At 56.9% G+C, this 25,090-nt stretch carries 20 protein-coding genes; 8 read left to right on the top strand and 12 right to left on the bottom strand.

All coding sequences use genetic code 11. The features are described 5' to 3' along the window. Positions 1 to 55 precede the first annotated feature (55 nt). A complete protein-coding gene (locus AC061P_RS10310; RefSeq protein ID WP_480391141.1) occupies positions 56 to 1,237 on the top strand; it encodes a hypothetical protein in 1,182 nt (393 codons plus the stop codon). Here AC061P_RS10310 and AC061P_RS10305 read toward each other — a convergent pair. The 5 genes from AC061P_RS10305 to AC061P_RS10285 all read right to left on the bottom strand — a co-directional run bounded on the left by AC061P_RS10305 (position 1,228) and on the right by AC061P_RS10285 (position 7,402). Continuing rightward, the gene (locus AC061P_RS10305; RefSeq protein WP_480391140.1) at positions 1,228 to 2,373 is read right to left on the bottom strand and encodes a glycosyltransferase family 4 protein; all 1,146 of its coding nucleotides are present in this window, start codon (positions 2,371 to 2,373) and stop codon (positions 1,228 to 1,230) included. The two genes, AC061P_RS10310 and AC061P_RS10305, sit on opposite strands and share 10 nt — an antisense overlap. Next, the gene (locus AC061P_RS10300) at positions 2,370 to 3,548 is read right to left on the bottom strand and encodes a glycosyltransferase family protein (protein WP_480391139.1); all 1,179 of its coding nucleotides are present in this window, start codon (positions 3,546 to 3,548) and stop codon (positions 2,370 to 2,372) included. The genes AC061P_RS10305 and AC061P_RS10300 overlap by 4 nt, the downstream gene beginning before the upstream one ends. A gap of 135 nt (positions 3,549 to 3,683) precedes the next feature. Next, positions 3,684 to 4,211, bottom strand: a complete 528-nt coding sequence (locus tag AC061P_RS10295) for a hypothetical protein (RefSeq protein ID WP_480391138.1) — start codon at positions 4,209 to 4,211, stop codon at positions 3,684 to 3,686. Further along, the gene (locus AC061P_RS10290) at positions 4,208 to 5,089 is read right to left on the bottom strand and encodes a glycosyltransferase family protein (protein ID WP_480391137.1); all 882 of its coding nucleotides are present in this window, start codon (positions 5,087 to 5,089) and stop codon (positions 4,208 to 4,210) included. The genes AC061P_RS10295 and AC061P_RS10290 overlap by 4 nt, the downstream gene beginning before the upstream one ends. Positions 5,090 to 5,593: 504 nt before the next feature. Further along, positions 5,594 to 7,402: an ABC transporter ATP-binding protein gene (locus AC061P_RS10285; protein ID WP_480391136.1), complete on the bottom strand. Its 1,809-nt coding sequence runs from the start codon at positions 7,400 to 7,402 to the stop codon at positions 5,594 to 5,596. A 315-nt stretch (positions 7,403 to 7,717) separates the two neighbouring features. On the opposite strand from AC061P_RS10285, the gene AC061P_RS10280 reads away from it, so the two are divergent. Beyond that, entirely contained in the window at positions 7,718 to 8,440 is a 723-nt protein-coding gene (locus AC061P_RS10280; RefSeq protein ID WP_480391135.1) for a glycosyltransferase family 2 protein, read from the top strand. Positions 8,441 to 8,444: 4 nt separating this feature from the next. Then, entirely contained in the window at positions 8,445 to 8,825 is a 381-nt protein-coding gene (locus AC061P_RS10275) for a DUF2304 family protein (RefSeq protein ID WP_480391134.1), read from the top strand. 44 nt (positions 8,826 to 8,869) lie between these two features. Here AC061P_RS10275 and AC061P_RS10270 read toward each other — a convergent pair whose 3' ends face one another. From AC061P_RS10270 to AC061P_RS10255, 4 genes are all read right to left on the bottom strand, one after another. Then, the gene (locus AC061P_RS10270) at positions 8,870 to 9,805 is read right to left on the bottom strand and encodes a glycosyltransferase (RefSeq protein ID WP_480391133.1); all 936 of its coding nucleotides are present in this window, start codon (positions 9,803 to 9,805) and stop codon (positions 8,870 to 8,872) included. 321 nt (positions 9,806 to 10,126) lie between these two features. Beyond that, entirely contained in the window at positions 10,127 to 11,107 is a 981-nt protein-coding gene (locus AC061P_RS10265) for a Gfo/Idh/MocA family protein (protein WP_480391132.1), read from the bottom strand. After that, positions 11,108 to 12,184, bottom strand: a complete 1,077-nt coding sequence (locus AC061P_RS10260; protein ID WP_480391131.1) for a DegT/DnrJ/EryC1/StrS family aminotransferase — start codon at positions 12,182 to 12,184, stop codon at positions 11,108 to 11,110. Beyond that, on the bottom strand, positions 12,181 to 12,792 hold the full coding sequence (locus tag AC061P_RS10255; protein WP_480391130.1) for an acyltransferase: 612 nt from the start codon (positions 12,790 to 12,792) through the stop codon (positions 12,181 to 12,183). The genes AC061P_RS10260 and AC061P_RS10255 overlap by 4 nt, the downstream gene beginning before the upstream one ends. A gap of 164 nt (positions 12,793 to 12,956) precedes the next feature. Between AC061P_RS10255 and AC061P_RS10250 the strand changes: the two genes are divergently transcribed. The 3 genes from AC061P_RS10250 to AC061P_RS10240 all read left to right on the top strand — a co-directional run bounded on the left by AC061P_RS10250 (position 12,957) and on the right by AC061P_RS10240 (position 17,430). Next, positions 12,957 to 14,132, top strand: a complete 1,176-nt coding sequence (locus tag AC061P_RS10250) for a glycosyltransferase (RefSeq protein WP_480391129.1) — start codon at positions 12,957 to 12,959, stop codon at positions 14,130 to 14,132. 61 nt (positions 14,133 to 14,193) lie between these two features. Further along, the gene (gene galE / locus AC061P_RS10245) at positions 14,194 to 15,168 is read left to right on the top strand and encodes a UDP-glucose 4-epimerase GalE (RefSeq protein ID WP_480391128.1); all 975 of its coding nucleotides are present in this window, start codon (positions 14,194 to 14,196) and stop codon (positions 15,166 to 15,168) included. A gap of 243 nt (positions 15,169 to 15,411) precedes the next feature. Beyond that, entirely contained in the window at positions 15,412 to 17,430 is a 2,019-nt protein-coding gene (locus AC061P_RS10240) for an acyltransferase family protein (RefSeq protein ID WP_480391127.1), read from the top strand. A gap of 62 nt (positions 17,431 to 17,492) precedes the next feature. Here AC061P_RS10240 and AC061P_RS10235 read toward each other — a convergent pair whose 3' ends face one another. The 3 genes from AC061P_RS10235 to AC061P_RS10225 are packed head-to-tail and all read right to left on the bottom strand — an operon-like array spanning position 17,493 to position 21,313. Next, positions 17,493 to 18,794, bottom strand: coding sequence for an O-antigen ligase family protein (locus tag AC061P_RS10235; protein ID WP_480391126.1), 1,302 nt, complete (start codon positions 18,792 to 18,794; stop codon positions 17,493 to 17,495). Continuing rightward, the gene (locus AC061P_RS10230) at positions 18,791 to 20,119 is read right to left on the bottom strand and encodes an O-antigen ligase family protein (RefSeq protein WP_449647215.1); all 1,329 of its coding nucleotides are present in this window, start codon (positions 20,117 to 20,119) and stop codon (positions 18,791 to 18,793) included. Before AC061P_RS10230 ends, AC061P_RS10235 begins: the two co-directional genes overlap by 4 nt. Positions 20,120 to 20,128: 9 nt before the next feature. After that, entirely contained in the window at positions 20,129 to 21,313 is a 1,185-nt protein-coding gene (locus AC061P_RS10225) for an acyl-CoA dehydrogenase family protein (protein ID WP_449647214.1), read from the bottom strand. Positions 21,314 to 21,421: 108 nt separating this feature from the next. Between AC061P_RS10225 and manA the strand changes: the two genes are divergently transcribed. Beyond that, positions 21,422 to 22,600 (top strand): mannose-6-phosphate isomerase, class I, encoded by a 1,179-nt coding sequence (gene manA, locus AC061P_RS10220; protein ID WP_449647213.1) that lies wholly within the window; start codon positions 21,422 to 21,424, stop codon positions 22,598 to 22,600. 125 nt (positions 22,601 to 22,725) lie between these two features. Then, the gene (locus tag AC061P_RS10215) at positions 22,726 to 25,071 is read left to right on the top strand and encodes an FG-GAP repeat domain-containing protein (protein ID WP_480391125.1); all 2,346 of its coding nucleotides are present in this window, start codon (positions 22,726 to 22,728) and stop codon (positions 25,069 to 25,071) included. Positions 25,072 to 25,090: the final 19 nt, after the last annotated feature.

Below are 25,090 nucleotides of genomic sequence, written 5' to 3'. Positions count from 1 at the left end.
ACGGAACTAGGGGGAGTCGAGAACGATAACCTAAGGATGCACGAAAGGTGGCGAGATGATCAAAGAGATCAAGTGGGTTGCGGGTAAAGTTCTGCGTGTTATTCCCGAACCGCTGCTCGGTCGTTTGCTTCCAGGCGAGTTTCGGTTCGACCCCCGTGACCTGCCTGAACTTCCGACACCGCCTATTGGCGCGATTCGCGTATACATTGCTCCGGCGAACTATGCAGGTCAAGGATGGGAGTGGGCTCGCGCCATAGACCGCTACATCGACGGCGCCCAAGCATCAAATATGGTCTACCAGCGAAAGGCCGATTTTCGGTATCAGGCTGACAGCGCTGTCCCTTTAGGTTTCTACGCGGCATCGAGACGCTGGCAGCGCCGCCAGTTTGACTGGGTGGTTAAGAACTTTACTCACGTCATCATTGAGGCGGAACAGCAGCCATTCGGTGCCGTTCTCGACGAATCGGTCACTTCTCAAGTTCGAAGGCTCCAGGCGCGCGGCCTCACCGTTACGATGCTCTGTCATGGAACAGACATCCGGTTGCCGAGTCGCCATCGTGAACTTGTGCCGAATTCTCCGTTCGCGGATTCCCTCGCCGGCGTTGCGCCCAAACTTGAAAAACTCGCCAGAACTAATCGTCAGATTCTCGACGAGTTGGCACTTCCGGTACTCGTCTCTACGCCAGATCTCTTGGCTGATGTTCCCGTCGCGCGTTGGCTTCCTGTCGTCGTTGATGCTGCGCGGTGGAGTGTGACGTCTGAGCCGCTTGATCGTGCAGTTCCGGTTGTCGCCCACGCCCCCAGCAAGGGTGCGGTCAAAGGATCTGAGCTTATTGATCCCATTCTCCAGCGGATGCACGAGAGAGGCGTTATCGAATATCGGCGGGTTAACGGTGTGCCGTCTGCACAGATGCCTGACGTCTATCGGAGCGCAGACATTGTGCTCGATCAGTTTCGGCTCGGGTCGTATGGAGTCGCTGCGTGCGAGGCGATGGCGGCGGGTCGGGTAGTCGTTGGCCACATTACGGATGAGAACCGGGCCAGAGTCAGGGAGTCGACGGGGGAGTCGTTGCCGATCGTGGAGTCGACGGTGGAAGATCTCGAAGAGGTTCTTCTGGGAGTCATCCACAATCGGGAAGGGTCCCGTGAGACCGCTCGCGCAGGTGCGGCATTCGTCGCCAAAGTACACGACGGACGATTCTCAGCTGCAGTTTTTGAGGACCTTTTTCACCCCTGATCTAGGGAGAGTGCGATCGCCGTCGCGGCATGATCAGCTACGGAGCGCAATGAATAGTTGGCCTCAACCCACTCGGAGAGCCGCCTATCCGGATGCTGGCGCGGTGTAGACAGTGCATCTAACATCGCGTCAGCGACCTGCGTGGCTTCCCAGTTTGTCGCCCAGCCCAAGTGGTTCTCTGTGACGAGTTCGTTGAGGGGACCCGCTCCTGAATAGATCACGGGAACGCCGCAACTTAGCCCGGCGAGAGCCTTGGTCGCGAAAGCGAAGTCATAGCCCTGGCCTGGTCGTAGCGAGGCTAGGATCGCGGTCGACCCTCGAAGCCACGCTGAGATCTCGGCGGCTTCTACTGCGTCATGAAACGTGACTCGATCCGCGAATGCGCGTGACCGTGTCTTGATTGCTTCGAGCTCTGAGCCGCCTCCGAACATCTTTAGAGTCACGGTGGGATGCTCTCGGCAGACTCTTTCGAACGCGTCCACGAAAACTGAGGCTCCGTGAACTTCCGACATCGTGCCGGCGTAGATGAAATACGGTGACTTTTCGGTCTTCCGCGGGCCATCAGGAGAGAACACTGAGGTATCGACCCCGGTGCCGACTACCGTGACCCTCGCCCGTTCGGCGCCAAGCGCGACGACTTCATGCCGGATGTCTTCAGAGATCGCGAGCACACCCCGCGCTCCGCTGAGCGTGAGGCGCTCCATCGTCGACACCGCTGAAAGCACGAGGGGGTGCACCCCGAGTTTCTTTACTACAGCGGTGGTCACATCTGCGGAGTAGTAGAAGTAAGGGGTGCGGCGCACCCAGCATGCCAAGCGAGTTGCCATTCCCGTAGTGGGGGGAGGCTCTGCGATTACAACGTCAACGCGCCGGGATAGCAGGAGCCGGAAAAAGAGGGGCACATCAAAACTCAGATATTGCAGGTAGCCACGAACGACGCCGTTCTTGTCACGTAGCACCGGCCATCGCCGGATCCTGTCTGTGCTGCGAGTGGCTCCTGGAGCCTGGGTGGTCAAGACCTTGGTTTCAAATCCGGCGGCATCGAGTGAGCGCGCGAGGTTACCGAGCCGGTACGCAGCTGCTGCTCCTTCCGGCTCGAAGACGCGGGTGGCGATGATCGCCCTGCGCGGAGTCACGAGTCTGTACGAGGAAGTTCGACGAGTGAACGGAATTTAGTGCTCTCTACACTGGCATTGAGCTGTGATGCCGCGCTGTGTGAGGCCCACTTCATCGCTTCAATTTGTGCACTTGACAGATTTGACAGTGTCTCTGCGAGTGACTCAACGGTCCATTCGGGTGCTACGGCACCATTGCCGAATTCACTAACGATCTCAACCATCATTGCACTTTCGCCAATTACGACTCCCAGTCGGCCTTGGATCGCCTCAAATAGTTTGTTGGGCAGAACCCATTCGAGATTTCGGGTCGTTGGCGGGAAGAACATGATCTCAAGGTCATACTCATTGATGCATTCGGCAATTTTGGCCGTCGGCACTGGTTGCCGGAAGAGAACTCTATCTCCCAGATCTGCAGCGTATTCCTTGAGCTCCTGGAGTAGCGCATCATCGTGCATCATCATGAATGTCATGACGAAACGATCGTCGACAAGTCGAATGGCATCAACGATCTCCCACAGTCCGCGTCTCTTGTTGGTGATTCCATGATGGATCATCCGAACTGTCCCGGGCAGTGTGGGCGAGGGAGCAAGCGCAGAAAACTCGGGAATATTTCTCACGACTGTCGGAGGCTCAATACCGAGTTCGCGAGCGTATTGCAATGCTATTCCAGAGCTGACGGTCGATCGCGAAGTGAATCTCTCGTGGCCAATAAGCGCACGAGCCCATTCATAATATGGCGCTGATGCACGAAGCCAGAGTGTATTGCGGCCCAGTTTCTCAGGAAAATACTCGTGAAGGTCGAGATGAATATGGGCGAGCGTCTCCGCGCGGCCAAAAGTTCTACTGTCGACCGCCCAGGGGACAAAATGTCGGTCGTTGAGTATGACCAGATCGTAGTTTCCGTTTCGCACGATGCGTCGAAGTGCCAATGGGATTCGTGCCGCTGTGAGAAGCCGAAATTTTTGAGTATGGGACAGCAGCCCGTAAATTACTGCAGTACCAAAGCGTGTACTTATCCATGATGGTTCAGCCTTCAGCGAAAAGTGCTCACGGGCCCCTGGGGGTCGCTCTCCTAGCCCCAAAGTATCGACGACCCAGCCATCGTCCTGCAGCCATTCAATCTGGCGGAGAACGCGTGGGTCACTCGAAATGTGAGACATTACTGCGATCAATGCTCTCTTTGTCTGAGTCATTTTGAGCGCTTCACCTCTTACCACTATTCACACGAGTCGAGAGCGTGGGGGCCCCCGCAAAATCCCCATTGAGGAATGACACTGTCAACGCCAGGATAAATTGAACCCGTCTCACAGTGACTCCAGTATCGGGTCTCATTCAGGGCTCGCCGTCTCGCTAGAGGTGAAGGATCCTAAAGAGGTTGCCCTGTGGTCGTAGAGAGCTCGACCTACCCACTTCTTCTTCACCGCAAACCATGCTGTTCGGGTGCTGTGGATGTCTGCCGCGATCGCAATGTCAGAGTTGGTTAAGAGTTGGAGTGCTTCGACATTGCGCCGCACGGTCCTCCAGAAAACTCTCCCCTGATCTGTTGGACTAATTGAGTTGAGCAAGCGGCCAATTGAGTACTCCGCCAGCTTCCCGCGCAAATTAAAAAGCCCAAGTCGATCAAAAAAACGATCAAGCCGACCGTAGTCAGATCTCATCAAGCGCACATGTTGCGCCCCGTTGATGACATCCGACCTCAGCCCGAACGAAATGACGGATAGCTCCGTTTCGTCCGGTGAATCATCGAGCAACTTTTCCAGTATCGATGGCTCTCCAGCGACAGCTGAGTTACGAGACGATTCGAACCCCGAACCAATCAGTACAACGATTCGTTGAGAGTCTGGCGTCACGGTCACTGTGAGCCTCCCCGAACCAACGATGCAAGCTCGGCCACTCGGGGCAGTAGCTGTTCGTCTCGTGCGAGGTGTCGAGCCCAATTTTGATTCGCGATGAAGTCGTGTTCTTTCATGTGGACTGCAGCATCTGCGGCATCGAGAATAGCGGTGGTGATATCGGCGACCGTGACGTTCTCGATTGGATACCAACCGGGATACCCGGAGAGAATCTCTGAGGCTGCGGTCTCAGGATGATGTGCGGAAACGATCGGCAAACCTGTTGCCGCATATTCAAAGACCTTTCCGCTAGTCACATATTTGCTGCGTCCAAGAATTAGCATCAGTACGTCAAAGCTCTTGTAGACCTCGGAGATGTTTGTCTTGCTGACGGGGCCTTCGTATTTCACGCCTGCGTCCGCATACTCTTCGAATAGCGCAGCAACAGCCGAATCTGGTTCTGCAAAATGGCCCAACCTGCCGCGAAAAACGAGCTGGGACCGACCTACCAATTCTGACGAAGCTCGAGCTTGAACCCAAGCGTCCAAAGTCTCGCGGAGCGGCATTGGGCCATACGTGGTGCCGAGGAAGCCGAATACGAGCCCTTGATCGCTCGGCAACCGTGACCGCGTTTGATCAAGGAAGCTTGGATCGTATCCGTTCGCGACGACGTGAAACGAGTCTGATCGTTCTGGATACGTTTTCGCGTGCCAATCCCGAATCGCCCCATTGACAAACCATGCTTCAGAACTCAGCGCGAAGAGCTTTTTCTCAAGACGCCTAGATCTTCGACTTCCGATATGTCGTCCCGAGTACACATTGAGGTGCCAAGTGTCTCGATGATCCATGACGTAAGGGATTCCAAAGCGACGGTGCAGCGCATAGCCCGGCATGAAGTCCACATTGGGATTTGAAGTCCCCAAGACAAGATCCACGCTGTCGTTTAGATGAATATCCACGGCTGCGTGTACAAGAGGACGAAGCCAGCTTGCGTAGCTAGGCTCAGGAAACTTTAGGCCCGCCCATTTCCACCGAAGATAGTTCCAGAGAAGTGGCGAAAAAAGTCGCCAGCGACTCCACCGGGAGATGTCGGGCTCCCCGCGTTGTGGGTCAAATGGAATCCGGACCACATTCACACGAGGATCAATCGACGCCTCCGAGTCGGGGTCGCTCCCGGTTAAGCGCTCGAAGGTGTCACGAGTCGCGGTGAGGACGGTAACTCTCCAGCCATTTTGAGCGAAAGCATTGGCTGTAGCGAGTGCGCGATACATCCCGGCGCCTCGGGAGGGCGGATATCCCCAAGCTACGTAAAGAAGGTGAGGCTCGGTGCTGGGGCGGGCTGGGGAGGGTTTCGGCATTGGTCTCATTATAGGCAGAGCTGCGTATCGAACTAGAGTTTGCGCTTGCTAGGAAGCGGGATCAGCTTGATCGCCTCCGAGGCCAGCGAGTCGGGCCTGATTCGCGAAATCGGGCACCGAGGCGACGAGTTCACTAAAAGTCCCTTGTGCGCCGACTTGGCCGTCTTTCATGAAGAAGATTATGTCTGACTCTTTCACCGTCGCGAGTCGGTGAGCAACGGTGATAATCGTCATGGATCCTTTGAGCCGACGGATAGCATCCGTGACTGCAGCCTCCGTCGCCGTGTCGAGTGCGCTAGTTGCTTCGTCCATGACGAGTACCAGCGGATCGGAGTATAAGGCGCGTGCTATTCCAAGTCGTTGACGTTGCCCGCCTGAGAGGGCCAAACCGCGCTCGCCAATACGAGAGTAGATTCCGTTTTCACGGCTCTCAATTATCGAAAGCATTTGAGCCTGATCAAGTGCAACGCGGGCGCGATCCGCGTCCGCGTCATTTGTCCATGTCAAGGCAACATTTTGAAGTGCGCTTGCATCGAAAAGGGAAACGTCTTGCGGTACATACCCAATGCTGTTTCGCCAGTCCACGGCTGCTTCGGTTAATGAGATGTCGTCGATATAGATGTCACCAGACGTGGGTTCTAGCAGTCCCAGGATGAGATCGATAAGAGTCGACTTACCCGCCCCAGACGAGCCAACGAACGCAACTGTGGATCCAAAAGGAATCGATAGAGTGACGCCCGCTACCGCCATCGGGGCATCATCATTGTACTGAAACGAGACATTTTCGAAACGAATCTCGCGCGGGTTCTCGGGGAGTTTGCGTTGCGTAATGTTCGCTTTCAACCGTCGGTGCAATTCTGATCTCTCAATTTCAGTCACGACTGCGTGCGCATGCGGATGGCTCACGGACACCTGTGTCACAACCGATTGAAAACGCACGATTGAGGGCGCGAGCCGAAAGCCGGCGAGGCCGAAAAGCGCGACCGCGGTCGTCGCACCCACCATTCCGCCGGTGAGATATCCAGCGATACCGACCAGCGCGAATCCTCCAACAATCCCGGAGTCAAGGGCGAAGCGAGGTACCTGGCCCAAGAATTGTGAGTTCGACCGTGCTTTGGTCGATCGTGATCGGTTACCTCGTACAACGGCAGCGGCCTCTGCAGTCTTGTTCCTCAGGCTGACCTCTTTAAGGGCGCCGACCATTTCAGTTATCAGACGGGAGCTCCTCAACGAAAAACGAAGAGCCACGAGGCCAGCCTCGCGTGCGCGCTTAGTTACCCAGAAGAATAAAGCGGCACCGAGTAACCCCAGATAGATGATGGCGATTATCGCAACCATGGGCTGGGCGATTGCGAGGACGGTAACGACCATGACGAAACTGAGAAACTCGCCGACAAGTGTGGTGGCCGGAAGAATAAACCCTGAGACAGTGGTGCTCACACTGCTGTCTGTGAGACGGACGATATCCGCGGAGTTGCGCTTGAGCCGGTCTACCCAGTTTGATTCGAGATAGCTGTCAAAAAGGCGTGAACCCAGCTCGAGCTCGTAGGTGGCGAAACGTCGAGTTGCGCGCCACATCATTCCCAACGTTCCCGCGCTCTTGCCAATAATCAGCAAGCAGATGGTGCCGAAGAGGGCGAGCACGCCTGCACCTTCGACTGGCCCGATCACCGGAAGGGTCAGAGGACTGCCAGATGCGAGCGGTGCGATCGCGAGCGCTAGCAGCGCAAGAGCAGCCGCGTCGACCACTGACAGTAGTGCGAGTCCGACCGAATATCTAACGAGGAATCGGCGGGCAGAGCTCGGTAGCAAGCTCAGCACCTCGCGGTACGTGGCTATTAGCGCTTTGAAATTCATAAGTATTCCGTATTCACAAGTTCGTCGATGGTGTGGCGGGTTAAGTGACCAGCTGCTGCCGCAATGGTGTCAACGGTTTTGATGCTGACGTCATTGCCCGCATCCACTTACATCGAGCCGTCTCTTGATTGTCGTCGATCGTGATTTACTTTCGCTCCAAGCACCACAAAGTTCTCAGCTTACCTTCGATTCTACGGGGCTGATCAACCGGCAAAAGTGCTTGTTGAGGGAGGTTCGTGAACCCGAGGTCGCACGGTCATCCTGTCGCTTGCGCCGAAACTCGCACAGTGTGAGCTCAGCCATTGCGCTGTATCGATGGCGCGGCCCGCGCAGCGTGGAATTTGTGATTTGCATTGTGTCAGACTGGACGTCATGGGTCGAACTTGGATTGTTGTGCCAATGTACAACGAGGGCAGCATGATCGGCTCCGTGATTGACGACCTCAAGCAGTCATTCGCACATATCGTGTGCGTAGATGATGGTTCATCAGACGACTCAGCAGACGCCGCGAGAGCTGCTGGGGCCACCGTTGTTGTCCACCCCATCAACTTGGGGCAGGGGGCAAGTCTGCAAACGGGATTTGAGTTTGCTTTGTCCGATCCAGCGATGACGGAAGTCGTTACGTTCGACGCTGATGGACAACATCAGGTTTCCGATGCGGTTTCTATGATTGAGAAATTACACGCAGACGAGCTGGATGTTGTAATCGGCTCGCGATTTTTAGATGACCGAACCTCGATGAGTCGAGCAAAGCGATCGGTGCTTCGTGCCGCGGCCGCATATACGAGGGCGACGAGCGGAATGGAGCTCACGGATGCTCACAACGGGCTGAGAGTTATCGGCCGTGATCTTCTCTCTCGAATCTACCTCACGCAGAACCGCATGGCCCATGCGTCAGAATTGATTGATCAAATCAGCTCGTGCCGGGCCCGTTGGGCGGAGTTTCCCACCCATATCGTTTACACAGATTATTCAAAGAAGAAGGGGCAATCCCTTCTCAACTCAGTCAATATTCTCGTAGAGATCATGTTTAGGTGACCAAATGACCATTGTTTTCCAAATTCTTGCTGCGGTGACAATTCTTGTCGCCGGATACTTCATGTTTCGCGGCGGAGGGGCACGTCACCAGGCTATCCAGCGGATCATGCTGGTCGTATTCATGGCAGCGGCAACTTCATCAGTCTTCTTCCCGCAGCTATGGACCTACGCTGCGCGTTCAGTTGGCGTAGGCCGAGGTGCGGACCTACTTCTTTACATCACCGTGCTTGTTTTCCTAGGCTTTATCGCGACGACGTATCGACGGTTTCGGCGCACTGAGAACGACCTCACCGAATTGGCACGGAAGGTCGCGTTGCTCTCCGTCGAGAAGCGGGATTCGAAAACTCCATCGCCCGAAGACGATGAACGTGAACGCCGGGACTAATTCGTCCTTCGATGGCAAGCGCCCTGCTCCAAGCAGGGCCAAGCTCAATTCGATTGGCTACCGCGGATTGGCTTGAGGAAAGCCTTTCCTTCAGATTCAGCACTGAGTTGGAGAGCCGCGTCATGTGACTTTTGCTTGAGCCTCACGACTTCCTCTTGGGTAAGCGAATTGAGGCTCGAAACTAGTGAATCCACGCTCCAGCCGTCGACGACGATACCGTTGTCGAATTCTTCGACGACCTCAACCATCATCGGGCTTCGACCGATCACCAAACCCAACCGGCCTTGCACGGCTTCAAAGAGCTTGTTGGGTAGAGCGAACTCCAAGTTCTTCGTCACGGGTTTGAAGAACATAATCTCGAGATCATATTTGTTGATCTCCGCGGCGATAGCGGGCATAGGAACTGGAGGCACAAAATTCACCCGTGCGCCGAGAGGTGCTGCCAAGGCGCGCAGCTTCTTCTGAAAGGCCTCGTTGCCGGTAAGCATGAACGTTAGCGTGAAACGCTCGTCGAGCCGCTCCATGGCTTCGATCATTTCCGCTAATCCTCGACTAGCGCTCGCGAGTCCGTGGTAGACCAAGCGCACTCGTCCTGATTCGAGAGCACTGGGATTCTGGCTCTCGTATGGAGGACAATTTCGGACGATTGCGGGAGTATCAATGGCGAAATCCCTTGAATACAGATCTGCAATCCGCGAAGCGACAGTACTTCTCGAATCGATCCGAAGGTCGCCTATCATCGCTCGCTGCCATACGTAGAACCGTCTTGTGAGATAGCGCCATGCGGTTGTGAGCGGTTTTGAGCGGCCGCGGTACTCGTGGATGTCTAGGTGAACGTGCGCCTTCATCGTGGCTTTCGAGAAGATCGCCGGATCGCGGATGATCGGAAGGAAGTCGAAATCGTCGAACACTACCAAGTCATATTTTCCGTTGCGCAGGCGGCGTCTTGCTTCGAGCGGAATCCGATCGCTGGTGAGCACGCGGAACAAATAGCGCAATGGGAAAAGAGCGTAAACAAAAGCAGATCCCCACTTTGTTCCTACCCACGCACGTTGTGGAAGCAGATCAAAGTGCTTGTTGACTTCTTCAGAGGGCCGCCCGCCCCATCCGATGGTGTCTACGGACCATCCGTCCTCAGCTAGCCAAGTGATTTGGTGGCGAACTCGAGGATCATTGCGCGCTTCTGAAAAGACAATTACCAGCGCTGACTTTGAATCTTTCATGGGCTCCTGGGACTAGATCAATGGATGACACTCGCCCTCGACAACTTTTCTGTTGACGCTAAAGGGCTGCAGCGCACACTACTGGATGCGGTAGTTCTGTCCGTCGAGAGCCATGTCTTCGGCGATCTTCACAACGTTTGTACCCTCTGCGAGAGTAACGATTCCTTCGACATTGCCGGTTATGACGGCGTCGCGGAAGGCTTCGTGTTCCGCCCGAAGCGGTTCCTTCTTGTCGAGCGCGAAACGGGTGACGTCTCCTTCGCTGACACCGCGGAAACGAGAAATGTCATCCCACGTGTTTTGAATCACACCGTTTTGGTAATGAGTCAGATCTGCAGTGAGAGTGTCGGCAACGAGCGCGCCCTTCTCACCGGTGATGATCGTTGTGCGTTCCTTAAACGGCGTTAACCAGTTCACCGTGTGACTCGTGATCGTGCCATCGCTGAGGGTGCCGACAGCGACGAGCATGTCCTCGTGTTCGCGTCCACTGCGGAATGCCGTGCGGGCGTTGACAGTAACGAACTCTTGCTGAGTTACCCAAGCGGTGAGGTCGATATCGTGGCTCGCGAGATCCTTGATCACGCCAACATCCGCGATGCGACCAGGGAACGGGCCTTGACGGCGCGTAGCGACCTGATAGATCTCGCCGATCAGTCCGTCTTCGATTCGCTGCCTGGCTGACTGCAGTGCGGGGTTGTAACGCTCGATGTGGCCTACGCCGCCAATGAGTCCCGCATTAGCAAAGAGATCGCGCAGAGCAATTGCATCTGCTGTTGTCGACGCCACAGGCTTTTCGATCAGCGCGTGGATGCCTCGCTCGGCAAGCGTGCGGCCGATATCGAGGTGATAAATGGTTGGCGCTGCAACAACGCAGTAGTCGAAACCCATGTCGAGGAATTTCTCGAGATCACGGACAACCGGCTTTCCTTCTATCTGATCGGCCACTGCCGGTGATGGGTCATAGACCCCCTGAAACTCAACGCCTTCTAGTTCGTTCAGAACCCGGCTGTGGTGGCGGCCCATTACTCCGAGGCCGAGAACGCCTGCGCGTAATGTCATTTAGCTGCCTGCCTTTGCGACGTCGTTTACTGCCTCGACGATGGTGTCACGTTCCTGCTGAGTGAGCGAGGGGTAGACGGGCAACGAGAGCGCTTGAGTAGCGACCTCTTCAGTAACAGGAAGGTCGAGTTCGAGCTTGAACGAGGGCAGACGGTGGATCGGTGTTGGGTAGTACACGCCCGTGCCAATTCCGCGAGCGGCGAGTGCCTCCGCGAATGCATCGCGGTCGTGATCGACCACGCGGATCGTGTACTGGTGGTACACGTGAACTGAGCCATCGGCAGTTGGGGGTGTGACAACACCGCAGAGGTTCTCGTTGAAGAACTGAGCGTTGTCTTGACGCTGCTCGGTCCAGCCGGCAAGTTTTCCGAGCTGGACTCGCCCAATTGCGGCGTGAATATCCGTCATGCGGGTGTTGAAGCCGACGACCTCATTCTCGTAACGACGTTCCATGCCCTGGTTGCGCAGAACGCGCGCCATACGAGCCAGCTCGTCGGACGAGGTTGTGATCATCCCGCCCTCGCCCGAAGTCATGTTCTTGGTGGGGTAGAACGAGAAAGAACCAGCGATTCCCCAGTTGCCGACCGGGATTCCATTGACCGATGCGGCGTGTGCTTGAGCGGCATCCTCAAAGACGAGCAGATCGTGCTTCTTCGCGATAGCCGTGAGCTCGACCATGAGGGCCGGATGTCCGTAAAGGTGAACAGGCATGATTGCCCGGGTCTGTGGCGTGATCGCGGCTTCAACTGCGGCGGGATCAATGGAAAAGTAGTCCTTCTCGATGTCGACGAAGACGGGGGTCGCGCCGGCAAGTGCAACGGCGTTCGCGGTCGCCGCGAAACTGAACGAGGGAACGATAACTTCGTCGCCTCGACCAATTCCGGCAGCGACGAACGCCATATGAAGCGCGGAAGTCCCCGAGTTGACGGCGACGGAGTGTGCGCCGCCGACGATTGCCGAGAACTCAGTCTCGAACGCGGCAACCTCTGGGCCCTGCGCAAGCATTCCTGACCGCATTACGCGGTCAACGGCATCGCGTTCTTCTTGGCCGATTTCTGGCCTGGCTGCGGGAATCACTTACTCTGCACCTCAATCAATTGGTCTGTAGCTATTTCGCGATATTTCGCGTCGGTTATCGGGCAAGTCCATTCCCCAGGAGCTGTCTCTTTTAGCGGATGCCCGGCAGTGCCGACCCAGCCGACTCGTTTAGCGGGGCTGCCAACGACGAGCGCGAATTCGGGCACGTCCTTGACGACGACGGAACCGGCGCCTACTAGCGCCCAACGCCCGATTACCAACGGTGCGATGCACGTTGCGTTAGCGCCGATGGATGCTCCCTCGCGGATGTCGACCCCGACAGGGTGCCAATCATCCGCCGACTTGGGGGTGCCATCCGCGTTGATAGCGCGCGGAAAGTGGTCGTTGGTCAGAACGACTGCTGGGCCGATGAACACGCCAGCGGCGAGCTTGGCCGGCTCATAGACGAGAGCGTAGTTCTGGATTTTGCAGTTCGGGCCAACTTCGACCCCGGTGCCGACGTATGCGCCTCGACCTACGATGCAATTCTCACCGAGTTGGGCGTGCTCGCGGACTTGTGCGTAGTGCCAAACTTTTGATCCCTCTGAGATGAGCGCGCTGTCGGCGACATCTGCGGTGTCGTGTACAAAGCCGCGGGGCACAGTCATAGATCTCCGGAGTATCTGAATTGGGGAAACTTGATGCACGAATCCTATCGCGTCGTCCTGAGTCTCCTAGGAATCCCACTGAAAGAGAGGCGCGAGTGAAAACTGAGTCAAATCCAGAAGGAACTCTACGGATGCTAGCTGAGGTTCTGGCATGATGGCGAGTAATGAAACGTCAGCTGCTTCGTACTCTCGTCGCTCTTCGCGATGTTCTTCCCGAACGGATCTCGGGCCGGCTGCGTGCCAAACGTTTTCGGTACACACCGAGAGACGTGCCTCCTGTTCCGCGCACTGTAGGCGGAGAGGTGCGCCTCTACATTGCCCAAGCAAATTTTGCGGGCCAAGGCTACAGATGGGCGAGAGCCGCCGAATCGCTTCCGGGCGTCGTCGCTGCGAACCTGATGTTGTTGCGAGCACCCGCACGCTTTAGCTCCGATTTCACTGTCCCGCTCACTGTCTCGAGGGCATCGAGTCGCTGGCAGAAGAAGCACTTTGCCAGCATCGTTAGCGGAACGACTCACGTGCTCATTGAGGCATCGCGGCCAATCTTTGGATCCCTATTTGAGGGTGACCTTCGTCGCGAAGTGGCAGCTCTTCAGGAGCGTGGCATTCGAGTCGGAATGATCAGCCATGGGAGTGAAGTGCGCCTTCCCAGTCGTCACGCGGCCGCGCATCCTTTCTCTCCTTTTCATGTGATGGAGCCCAATCAGGTGTCGTCAATGGAACAGGTCGCGCGCAGCAACCAGACGCTCCTTAGTGAATTAGGGGTTCCCACGTTTGTCTCTACGCCGGCGTTAATGATTGAGCAGCCTGAGGCCACGTGGTTGCCTGTTGCTATCGACACCAGTGAATGGTCGAGTGCACACGTTCCGTTGGTGCGAGAGGTGCCGGTTGTTGTTCATGCTCCGAGTCGAGAAGTCATCAAACGCTCGGACTTGATCGATGCTGCTCTGTCCAAATTAGATGGCGAGGGTCTGATCTCATATCGCAGAATCGCTGGCTTGCCCAACTCTGAGATTCCTGCGATTTTTGCCGATGCAGATGTTCTCGTTGATGCAGTCGGCACGGGAAACTATGGGGTAGCTGCCTGCGAGGGAATGGCGTCGGGTTGCGTGGTAGTTTCCTATGTTGACCCGCAGGTTGCTCGGTTCGTGCGGAGCGAAACTGGGCGAGACTTGCCCATCGTTCATACAGAGCCGGACCAACTTGAGGACACGATCCGTCGAGTTCTGAATGACCGAAAGCGCTATCAAGACCTAGCTGCTGATGGTCTGAGCTTCGTTGCTGAGTTTCACGATGGTGCTCGCTCTGCTGCTGCACTTCGTCCTTTCCTAGCCACCTAGTCTGCGGATCGGGCAGGGGGTTGTCGTAGGGCAGACCTGACGATTCTCTTAGACTGTCAAGATGCGAGTACTCGTCACCGGCGGAACCGGGTATATCGGCGCCCATACATCCCGATTGCTTGAGGCACGTGGCGACGTTGTCGTTATCGTCGATGACCTTGTCACCGGCACGAAGGATCGCGTTCCGACCATTCCTGTCGTCGAATTAGACCTCGCTACGGATTGTGCTGGCGAGCTCGCAGAAATCATGCGCAGTCAGAAAATCGATGCGGTGATTCATTTCGCTGGTCAAAAGCAGGTACTGCAGTCGCTGCGCAAGCCTGCGTGGTACTACGCCCAAAATGTCGCAAGCGTGGCTCAGGTACTTCTCGCTATGGAATCGGCAGGGGTAAATCGCCTCGTTTTCTCCTCCTCCGCCGCAGTGTATGGAGACGCCTCGGGTGCAATCGATGAGAAGTCACCGACTGATCCCATCAACCCCTACGGCGCGACAAAGCTCGTCGGCGAACAGCTGATCAGCGCCACAGCACGGGCATGGCCCCTCCGTGCCGCAAGCCTCCGCTACTTCAACGTCGGGGGTGCTGGCAGCCCAGAACTCGGCGACACTCAAGCGCTCAATCTCATCCCGATCTGCTTCGAACAAATTGCCGCTGGCAAACCGCCGCTAATCTTTGGCGACGACTATGACACTCTCGATGGCACGTGCGTTCGAGACTATGTGCACGTCAGTGACGTTGCAGAAGCGCATCTAGCGGTGCTCGACGCTCTGCCAGTGCAGCCGGGCAACACCGTTCTCAATATCGGCACCGGCGTCGGCACAACAGTGCGACAGATGGTGGACGCAATCCTGCAGGTTTCCCACAGCGATCTTGTGGCGACGGTTCTCGATCGTCGTCCAGGAGATCCGGCAGCAGTCGTTGGTGTCGTGGACAGCATCCGCGAGTTGACAGGGTGGAGCGCTCGCTACTCTGTCGAGGACATTGTCAATTCCGCATGGCAGTCGCGGCAATACTTTGAGTCGCGTTCGCTAACGTAGGGTCAGATCCGCACAGACATTCTGATCCCAAGTCTTTGCCCCTTCTCAGCGAAGGGTTCTGTAAAATCCCTCAGGGCGACATTGGCAGTTCGAACAACATTTTCGCGCGGCGCCTTGCGCGCAATCGTCTGTTGCCCGCATGGGCCAACACGGGCGGGTTATGCGCATATGCAAAAACACCTGTGGCTCGCAGAAACCCGCACGCGAGCGCCGAATGACTGCGCTAAACGAAAGTTGCATGAAATGAAATCAGCTACCGCGACCGGGGGGTCATTCGTGCGCGCTGGTTTTCGCGCTGACATTCATGGTTTGCGGGCCATCGCCGTGCTATTGGTGCTGCTGTATCACGCAGGACTTCCGGTGCCGGGTGGATTCGTCGGTGTCGACGTCTTTTTCGTTATTTCTGGATTTTTAATAACGAACCATTTGATTTACGAACTAGCCAGTACGGCGCGGATCAGGTTTGCTCGCTTTTACGCCCGGCGAGCGCGACGAATTCTTCCCGCGGCTTTGACCGTAGCTGGACTTACTGTGCTCGGAGCTCTCGCGGTGTTGCCGACCGAGCTTGTGAAGTCATCAGTTCAGGATGCGATCGCGACGGTTTTCTATGTTCCCAATTTTGTTTTCGCGATTAGAGGAACCGATTATCTCGCTGAAACAGCTCCATCTCCTTTTCAGCACTATTGGTCTCTTGGGGTCGAAGAACAGTTCTACCTACTTTGGCCACTAGCCTTATTTCTGATCTGGAAAGTCACCAAATCTCTCCGCGTGCGCATAGCGTTGGTGACGCTCCTCGTTATCGTCTCGCTTGCCCTGAGCGTGACTCTTGTTGACCTGAGCGGACCGTGGGCCTTCTTCTCGCTGCCCTCTCGTGCCTGGGAGCTCGGCACTGGCGCACTGATCGCGCTCGTTTACGGTCAACTCACGTTGCTCCGCCCGGCTTTCGCGGCAGTCCTTTCTTGGCTGGGGTTGGCGCTGATCATAGTTTCTGCGGTTACCTATGGAGAGGGAACGCCTTTTCCCGGTGTTGCGGCGCTTGTACCCGTGCTCGGTGCGGCTTGTCTGATTGCTTTTGGGGAGCGAGCTGGCGCTCTCGGTCCTCTGAGCCTTCTACGGCTGAGAATTTTCCAATTCTTGGGCACGATTTCGTACTCGCTGTATCTCGTTCATTGGCCGCTTCTAGTGTTTACGCAAAACATTGACTGGATTAAGCCGGAACAACTCGACGCATCCTTGCTGATCGTTGGTCTGCTCTCGGTGCCAGCGGGCTGGGTGATGTATCGATTCGTGGAGAAGCCCTTCATCCGCAGCAAGGTACAAACGAGTGTTTCTTCACGACGCACCCTCGCCTATACGCTCGGGGCGTCGGTCTCAGTGGCAGCGCTTGCGCTGTCGTCACTTTTTCTCGTCAGCCTCCGGCCGACCGATTCCGGGGTCGAAGCTCGCCCCGTATCAGAAGCGACATTGGGCCCGAACTTCACGTCTTACGTTCCATCGAATCTCGAGCCATCACTCGCTACGGCCAGCGAGAGCGTGCCCGTAATCTATTCTGACGGCTGCCACCTTTCAGCATCCGACACCGTGCCTCAGAGGTGTGAGTTTGGAGACGTGGCAGGCAGCAGCGCCACGGTCGTACTCTTCGGAGACTCCCACGCTGCACAATGGTTTCCTGCCTTAGAGCAAGCCGCCGTCGTAAACGAATTCTCGCTATGGAGCTTCACCAAGTCGTCATGCCCCTCTGTTCTTGTCGATTTGCTGCTCCGCAACGTTCGCTACTCGGCTTGCGACGAATGGCGCGACGCAGCAGTTGGTCAAATAAATGAGATGAAGCCAGACTTGCTCGTCATTTCCAACCTCAGTAGGTACACGGCGCTCAACGGAAAACCGGTCACCCCCACAATGTGGGCTGAAGGGTATAGCGAATTGCGCGCACAGATAGACCCGACCATTGCGATAGCGGTTATTGCAGACACGCCCCGCTTTGAGGCGACTCCCGCACTCTGCCTAGACAAGAACCTGAAGTCTGCTGATGAGTGCTCAATCGCCGAAGCGGATGCCATCGACGAGACGTTTGCGGTCGCTGATCGCGATGCTACCGCGATGATTGGTGCCACCTATGTCGACCTGACCGACTACTTCTGTTACCGAGCAGAATGCGGAACCATTGTTGGCTCGACGCTTGTCTATCGGGACTCGCACCACATCACCGTGGAGTACTCGCGACTTCTATCCGGAGCGCTCTGGCGAGCACTAAACGGGTAGTCGTTCGCCGGAGAGGCTCGCTGGTCACCGAGAAGCAGCCTCGCTAATCTAGGGTGCCTTGGTTAGACCATCGATGTGGGCTTTGCGTCGAGCGCATTTCTCCAGCTCAGCTCTCGCGCGGCCTTGACACAGCACACGACAAAGGTCAGCCATCCAAACTCGATCAGTAACGAGCTTTCGGCGCTCGCACTGAGGATGAGCGTCAAGAGAACCAAAGCGGGCCACGCGTAAACGACACTGCGGCGACGTGACGCCAGCAGCCACGAGCGCATAAAGGCGAGCCCCAGGAGTCCAATAAAAATTAGGAAGCCAACCAAGCCCAGTTGGAACCAGACGTCGAGGTAAGCGTTGTGTGCCGAGCCAGGGACGCGACTCCCGAAGTTTCCGAACGCTGTAAACGGTGCAAGATCAGCATTCCACGCGCCGATCCAGCCCCACCCTTCGAGGCGATGTACCTCACCGAGGTCCCAGAGTTGACGCCACACCCGCAAGCGATAGGTGAGATCGCCGCTCGCATCAAATGAGGCAACGATGGCGACTCGTGATAGCCAACTGATGATCGCACCAGCGGCAACGAATCCGATCAAAACGAACTGCCAATACCGGCGTCGCCCGGAAGGAACCCGGCGCAGTGCATAGAGAGCGGCGCTAGCGGCCAAGACGACCAATGCAGTACCAAAGGCAAGGGGAGATTGGGAGAGAGCAAGCACAACACCGGCGAGCACAAGTGAGCCGATAGCGTAGCCGCGCTGGAGGGACTTGGTGCGCAGCTCGGTTGCGAACGTGATTAGGGCAATGACAGCGATGACGCCCAGTTGGTTTCGTGAGCCAAAGATGCCCTGGATTGGCTCCGCAATGCCGAGGTTGCCAGCGATTGCCAGGGCCTTGAATGAGGTATCAAAGACAAGTCCCGTCAAGATCTCTAAAGCAATCGATACGACCAAAACGAACCGCATCACATCCCCAAAAGTGCGAACAATCTGGATGGTGTCGCGCACCAGAGCGATATAGATCCCCAGCACTGTGAATACAAGCAGGTAGCTCAGCGCTGCTAGGGATGCCCACTGGTATTGGCTCCAGAAGATCGTGAGCCAGGACCACAGCGTGAATACCATCAACGAAATCGGAACGAGTGCGCGCCAACCGATGTTGCCCCACTGCGCTGCTAGCGATGCGCCGACGAACAAGACAAGAACGACCAGAATGGCGAGCAGCCCTGGCCCGCCAATTGTGTTGCGAAGAGCAAACGCGCACAGTGCTGTACCAACTGTCGCCGTTGAGAGAACCGAAGACACTCGAGCGGAACCGAGCACTGTTGCGCCCGTGTCGATGATCGCTCGGTAGCGGGGCGGAGGCTGAATCATGTGATGCTGACCGTCCAGTCGGGCCGTTTCGTCTTGACCGCAATGATCACGAGCATCGCGAGAGCGTATTCGCCGATCAGCCGGCTCTCGGGGATGCTTTGCACGACCAGAGCGACCATTATCAAAATGGGCAAGAAAGTGAGCGCAGAATATGGATCTGTTACTCCGGGCATCGTGCGTGGGCGATCCACGGCAAGAAGCCAAGCTCGCAGCAAGGCTGAAGCCACGAGCGCGCCGAAGACCACGACACCCACAATTCCTAGTTGAAGCCAGACATCAAGCCACGTGTCATGAGCTTGAACCTGAACAACACCGTTGCGAATAACAAGCCCCTTGAATGGCTCGGTCCAGGGCATCCAAAAGCTGATCCAGCCCCAACCAAACACTGGACGTTGCTCGGCAAGCCCGATGACCGTTTGCCAGATCTCGGAGCGGCCGGTGAGGTCGCTGCTCTTGCCGAGCAACTCGAAAATGGTGCCCCGCAGTGCGAAGCCAACCGCGGCGCCGACGCCAGCAACAGCCACAAACCCCACAGCGCTCCAGCGGCGTCCACGCTCACTGCCACGGCTACGGATGACGAATAACCCCACTGCAGTGATGGCGACAGCGGCTAGCGCCACCGTCACCGTCGCGGAACGCGTAAAGAAGAGAGTGACTGCGGCCAGCACGATCCACGAAATTGACCACCGCCTGCTCACGCTCCCGGTGGCCCATTGGATCGCAAAAGCAATCAGGCCAAGAAGAGCCAAAAATCCGAGATGGTTGGCATTGCCAACGATGCCCTGAATGCGCCCCTGATCGAAAGTCTCGAAGAGCTCGTTGCGCGACCAGTAGAGCATTTTCGGAATAGTGTCGTAGCCGGGCACCGCGACTTCTGGTTGAGCAGTCCACGGCAGGATCGGACCGCGAACTATTGTCGCAATGATCAGTTCGAAAACGAGTGATGCGGCGATCAAGATGCGCAGTACTCGAGCGAGCCCGTCGAGCAACTGTTGCCACGTGAAGCTAATCGCCAGCGCTAGTGCGCCCAGAACCGTGAGCCAAGTCGTCAGCAGACCGAGGGCGCTCGCGGCCGGATACTGCGACCAGGCCAGTGACACTGTCGCCAACGCCATGAACACAACAAAGGGGTAGGGCAGCCCGCCAATACTCCAGCGGTGCCGAGCCTGAACCAGAATCACTGCGGATGCCGTGGCAATCGCAATTGCCACGGCACCGAAAACCACCCAGCCGACAGAGAATCGCCAAGCATCTCCGCCGAACAGAATCAAGAGCGAGAGAACGAGGTACCAGGGCCGCGCCCGTGGGTGCTCAATCAGTCGCATTACGCAAGATTAGACGAATGCTGCCTTACCTGTGATCGCACGGCCCACGATGAGCGTATTCATTTCACGAGTTCCTTCATACGAATAGATCGCTTCGGCATCCGCGAAGTGACGCATTACGCCGTAATCGAGAACGATGCCATTGCCGCCGAGCACTTCACGGCACCAAGCGACGGTCTCGCGCATCCGGCTGGCCGTGTATTCCTTAGCCAACGCGGCGTGCTCATCTTTTTGGGTGCCCTCATCGAGCATCTCAGAAACTCGGGTAACCATGCCGATGGATGCCGTGATGTTGCCGAGGCTCTTGGCGAGGTGTTCTTGAACAAGCTGGTGGCTACTGATGGGCTTGCCGAATTGGATGCGCTCCCCGGTGTACTTGACGGCGGCTTCGTAAGCGCCGATCGAGTTTCCGACGGCGGCCCAGGCGACTTCGGCCCGAGTGAGTCGAAGCACGGCGGCAGTGTCGCGGAATGATGTGGACTTCTGCAGACGGTTAGCTTCGGGAACAACAACGTTCTCGAGCACAATGTCAGCATTCTGCACGATGCGCAGAGCTTGCTTGTTCTCGATCCGCGTCGCTGAATAGCCGGGGGTGCTCGTGGGAACGATGAATCCCTTGACCTGGTTGTCGGCTTCGTCGCGAGCCCAAATGATGGTGACGTCGCTGATGGAGCCGTTGCCGATCCAGCGCTTCGCACCGTTGATGATCCAGTTGTCACCGTCACGCTTGGCGACGGTCTGGAGTCCTTGGGCAGTGTCGGAACCCGAGAGTGGTTCGGTGAGTCCGAAGGCGCCGAGCAACTCCCCGGAAGCGAACTTGGGCAGCCACTCGTCGCGCTGCTCTTGTGAACCAGCGACCCCGATGGAGCCCATGACAAGGCCGTTCTGCATGCCAACGAGCGTCGCAGCGCTGGCATCGACGCGGGCCAGTTCGAGGGCGACCCAGCCGCGGAACACGGCAGAGTTCGGGAACTGCTGGGTTTCAGCCCAGGGGAGTCCGAAGAGCCCGAGGTCAGCGAGTCCCTTGACGACTACGTCGCGGTCGAAGAACTCGGCCTTTGCCCACAGATCGTTCGCAATCGGGCGCACCTCTTTATCGAGAAATGCGCGCAGCTTCAGGATGGTGTCTTTTTCCTGATCGGTCAGCGCATTCTCATAACCGTAGAAGTCGCTGCTGAGGGTCTCAAATGACATAGTCGTCGCTCCATTGCTTATCGAAATCACTGTGATCCTAAAGCGTGAGTACACGTCGCTTCTAGACGGTTGGTACTTTGGGCTAATGCTGAGAGAAGAGTGGACTGAATGTTTGTAGGCATCACTAACACGCCCCGTGATTACGCGTGGGGTTCAGCTGGCGAAATATCCGCGCTATTGGGCACGGAACCGACAGGAAAGCCTGAGGCTGAACTCTGGTTTGGTGCGCATCCGGGGAGCCCGAGCGTCATCGTCGATCCAACTCAGACAGATGGAGCGACAGATCTCAATGAGTGGATCCAGCAGGACGCTGCCCGCATCCTTGGTTACGGTCACAGTCGGCTCCCGTTCCTTCTGAAAGTGCTTGCCGCTGGAGCGCCGCTCTCCCTGCAGGCACACCCCACCCCTGAGCAAGCCGTCGAGGGGTTCGCCAGGGAGAACGCTGAGGGCATTCCCCTCACAGCGGGGCACCGCAACTACAAAGATGCTTCCGCTAAGCCAGAACTCATCGTCGCAGTAAGCGATACCTTCGAGGCGCTGTGCGGCTTTCGATCAATGGCCGACACCCGAGCATCCATTGAACGACTAGCTGAGTTGGATGCCGCAACCGCCAACCCCAGGCCGGCTCTGTTTACCGAGTGGTTGGCTTTCGCTCGCGACGACACCGATATGCGCGCGATGTTCGAGTGGCTGATCTCGGCGGGGGACCCTTTGCCGGAGCTCGTGAAACTGGTGAGCGCGCTCGCCGATGATGCCGGGGAAGAATTTGCGCTTGTCCGCACCCTCGCTGGGCATTACCCCGGGGATGCAGGGGTACTTATCGCGTTGATGCTCAACCATGTCACTCTGGCGAAGGGCGAGGCCCTGTTTTTGGCGGCTGGCAACATCCACGCCTATCTAGGGGGCTTGGGAATCGAATTGATGGCATCCTCCGACAACGTATTGCGCGGCGGTCTCACTCCGAAGCACGTCGATGTGCGCGAGTTGCTGAGCGTGCTTGATTTCTCGGCGAGCCCGGTGCCCTATTTGCCCGCACGAGCGTTGGGGTCGACCGCTCAGGTCTTCCAGCCACCGGTGCGTGATTTCCAATTGCTCGTACTCACGGGTGATCAGACTGTGGAATTGGTTGGCGCCGCAATCGCTGTTTGTGTGGATGGGGACTTCACCCTTGACGGTGAAGAGAACGCCACGGTGCTCAAGCGCGGAGAGGCTACGTTCATCACTGAGCATGAGCGGAGGGTGCGTTTTCGTGGCGAAGGAACCCTCTATGTGGCGACAATCCAGTAGTTTTCGCGCCCAAAACGGGGGTGGAGATTGCCAATCCTGATGCGGAGGAGCGTCAGGGAACGTAGTGTTTAGAGATACGTCTAGTGTTTCTTAGCACTGGGCAGTTCAGTAGGGGGACAATCGCGATGGGCAACAGCCGCACCAGATTGAAAATGCTTGCCGCAGCTCTTGCAGGTTTTGCGCTAGCTGGCACACTCATTGTCGCGCCATCTCCCGCTCCGGCGAGTGCCGTTACGGGTTCTGAATTCAGCGCCGGAAACATTATCAGCGACGCCCTGTTTTATGACGGTCAAGCGATGACCAAAAACGAGATTCAGGCTTTCCTGAATTCCAAAATTGGCACGTGCATCAACGGTCGCTGTTTGAATGTCCTTACTGCTCCGGTAAGCAGCCGCGCGAAGGATGTATCGCAGACGACGGGAAACCTCATCTGTGAAGCGTTCACCGGGGGAACCCTCAGTGCTGCTGACATCATTTATCGCGCACAGGTAGCTTGTGGAATTAGCGCGAAAGTAATTCTCGTTACTTTACAAAAGGAACAGGGCTTGGTCTCCAGCCGGGCGCCGGGTGAAGCGGCCCTTGACCGGGCAATGGGCATGGCATGCCCCGATACTGCACCGTGCGCCGAATATGCTCTCGGGTTCGGCAACCAAGTTTATTTAGGGGCACGACAGCTGAAGGCCTACAAGGCCGCGGCATTTGCGAAGCAGCCCGGAGTGCACCAGATTCAGTACCACCCGAATACCTCGTGTGGCAGCAGCTCAGTAAATATTGTCAACTATGCAACAGCGGCGTTGTACAACTACACCCCATATCGCCCCAACGCCGCAGCGCTGGCCAACTTGGGTGGAGTTGGTGACTCCTGCTCGTCCTACGGGAACCGAAATTTCTGGTGGTACTACTCCAACTGGTTCGGCAGTTCTGTAGAGCCGACGATCGTCTCGACCGACACCGGTTCGCACTTGCTCGCGCGCACCGCATCGGGATCGCTGTCAATTTTCCAACCGAACTCCAAGGGTCAGATAGCGAAAGCTGAAGGCATCGGTTCTGGTTGGTCGTCCATGAGCTCAGTGATCACTGCGGGCGATGTCGATGGCGATGGACACAGAGATGTACTCGCGATTGATGGCTCGGGAACGATGTGGCTTTACCCGACTGACGGTGTCGTCGGTTGGAAGGCCCGGACAGAGGTCCCTGGAAATTGGGGTGACTATGTTCGAGTATTCAGCGCCGACCGCTTTGACGGAAATGAATGGTCGGATCTCATGGCGATCGACAGCGCCGGAGGCTTGTGGCTCTTCGGCGGAACCGGGCGAGGCTCGTTCGCCGCGCCTAAGCAGATCGGTCGCGGGTGGAGCTCGCTAGACCAAGTTTTCGTTGCTGGTGACTTTGATGGGGACAAGAAGAGCGACGTCATCGCGAGGGACAGCCGGGGCGACCTTCGGATTTACACGGGCAACGGTTCCGGAAGCTTCAAGAGCACCTACAAGATCGGCTACAACTGGTCGAAGCTCACATCAATTTTCGCAGCTGGAGACTACAATCACGACTCGAAGGCAGACGTTTTCGCTCGTACTTCCTCCGGTTCCATCCTGGTTTATCTTGGCAACGGCCGCGGTGGCTGGCTCGGTAGCAAGACTGTTCCTGGGGACTGGTCCGATTTCGATCTGATTACTGGTCCGGGTGCCTCGGCAGGCGACGCCTACATGGCCCCTCCGGGGTTTGGCGATTTCAACATTGACACCAACGCGGACCTCGTCGCGCAAACTAGCGGCGGTCGCGTTCTGCTTTATCCCACAAATGGCGCGGGCGGCTGGCGTGGAATGGTGAATACGGGCCAGGACTTTCCCGATTCCACCGCGCTCGTTGCTATCGGTGATCTTTCGAGAACTGGCTCGCCCGATCTGCTTGCACGTGACGAGTCCGGTGCGTTGTCGCGCTACTCCATCGGCGCAGACGGTACTTTCGGCGACGCAACCAACTTGGGCGACGGCTGGGACGCATACGAGACGTTGATCGCCGCAGGCGATCCGAGCGGCAATGGAATACCCGACCTACTTGCGGTCACTTCCGGCGGCGTCATGATGAGATTCCTCGGTCAACCTGATGGAACTTTTGACGCTGGCACTCAAATCGGTCGCGGGTGGGGAACGATGACGGCGATCTTCAACATCGGCGACTTTGATAGTGACGGGTATACCGATCTTGTCGCGCGTGCATCGAATGGCGACCTCCTGCTGTACGGGGGAACGAGCACCATGGTCTGGAAATCGCCGGTAAAGATCGGCAATGGCTGGGGCAAGGCAACCGCGATAACCGCATCAGGCGACTTTGATGGCGATGACAATCCCGATATCGTCGCCCGCTTCTCTGACGGTTTACTGCGCGTGTACGCGGGCAATGGCCGCGGAGGCTGGAAGACCTCGTTCATTGTCGGTCGCGGCTGGAATGGCATCGACTGGATCGGCTAGTCAACGCAGTAACCTCGAC

It is taken from the genome of Rhodoglobus sp. G.S.4, assembly GCF_056619605.1.
This window is presented reverse-complemented; position numbering and strand designations above follow the sequence as displayed.

What these genes read in the sequence shown, in the direction of transcription:
- AC061P_RS10235 (WP_480391126.1), bottom strand. Translation starts at nt 18,794, where the DNA reads ATGATTCAGCCTCCGCCCCGCTACCGAGCGATCATCGACACGGGCGCA.
- AC061P_RS10280 (WP_480391135.1), top strand. Translation starts at nt 7,718, where the DNA reads ATGGCGCGGCCCGCGCAGCGTGGAATTTGTGATTTGCATTGTGTCAGA.
- AC061P_RS10225 (WP_449647214.1), bottom strand. Translation starts at nt 21,313, where the DNA reads ATGTCATTTGAGACCCTCAGCAGCGACTTCTACGGTTATGAGAATGCG.
- AC061P_RS10250 (WP_480391129.1), top strand. Translation starts at nt 12,957, where the DNA reads ATGAAACGTCAGCTGCTTCGTACTCTCGTCGCTCTTCGCGATGTTCTT.
- AC061P_RS10300 (WP_480391139.1), bottom strand. Translation starts at nt 3,548, where the DNA reads ATGACTCAGACAAAGAGAGCATTGATCGCAGTAATGTCTCACATTTCG.
- AC061P_RS10240 (WP_480391127.1), top strand. Translation starts at nt 15,412, where the DNA reads ATGAAATCAGCTACCGCGACCGGGGGGTCATTCGTGCGCGCTGGTTTT.
- AC061P_RS10310 (WP_480391141.1), top strand. Translation starts at nt 56, where the DNA reads ATGATCAAAGAGATCAAGTGGGTTGCGGGTAAAGTTCTGCGTGTTATT.
- AC061P_RS10265 (WP_480391132.1), bottom strand. Translation starts at nt 11,107, where the DNA reads ATGACATTACGCGCAGGCGTTCTCGGCCTCGGAGTAATGGGCCGCCAC.
- AC061P_RS10285 (WP_480391136.1), bottom strand. Translation starts at nt 7,402, where the DNA reads ATGAATTTCAAAGCGCTAATAGCCACGTACCGCGAGGTGCTGAGCTTG.
- AC061P_RS10255 (WP_480391130.1), bottom strand. Translation starts at nt 12,792, where the DNA reads ATGACTGTGCCCCGCGGCTTTGTACACGACACCGCAGATGTCGCCGAC.
- manA (WP_449647213.1), top strand. Translation starts at nt 21,422, where the DNA reads ATGTTTGTAGGCATCACTAACACGCCCCGTGATTACGCGTGGGGTTCA.
- galE (WP_480391128.1), top strand. Translation starts at nt 14,194, where the DNA reads ATGCGAGTACTCGTCACCGGCGGAACCGGGTATATCGGCGCCCATACA.
- AC061P_RS10215 (WP_480391125.1), top strand. Translation starts at nt 22,726, where the DNA reads ATGGGCAACAGCCGCACCAGATTGAAAATGCTTGCCGCAGCTCTTGCA.
- AC061P_RS10275 (WP_480391134.1), top strand. Translation starts at nt 8,445, where the DNA reads ATGACCATTGTTTTCCAAATTCTTGCTGCGGTGACAATTCTTGTCGCC.
- AC061P_RS10230 (WP_449647215.1), bottom strand. Translation starts at nt 20,119, where the DNA reads ATGCGACTGATTGAGCACCCACGGGCGCGGCCCTGGTACCTCGTTCTC.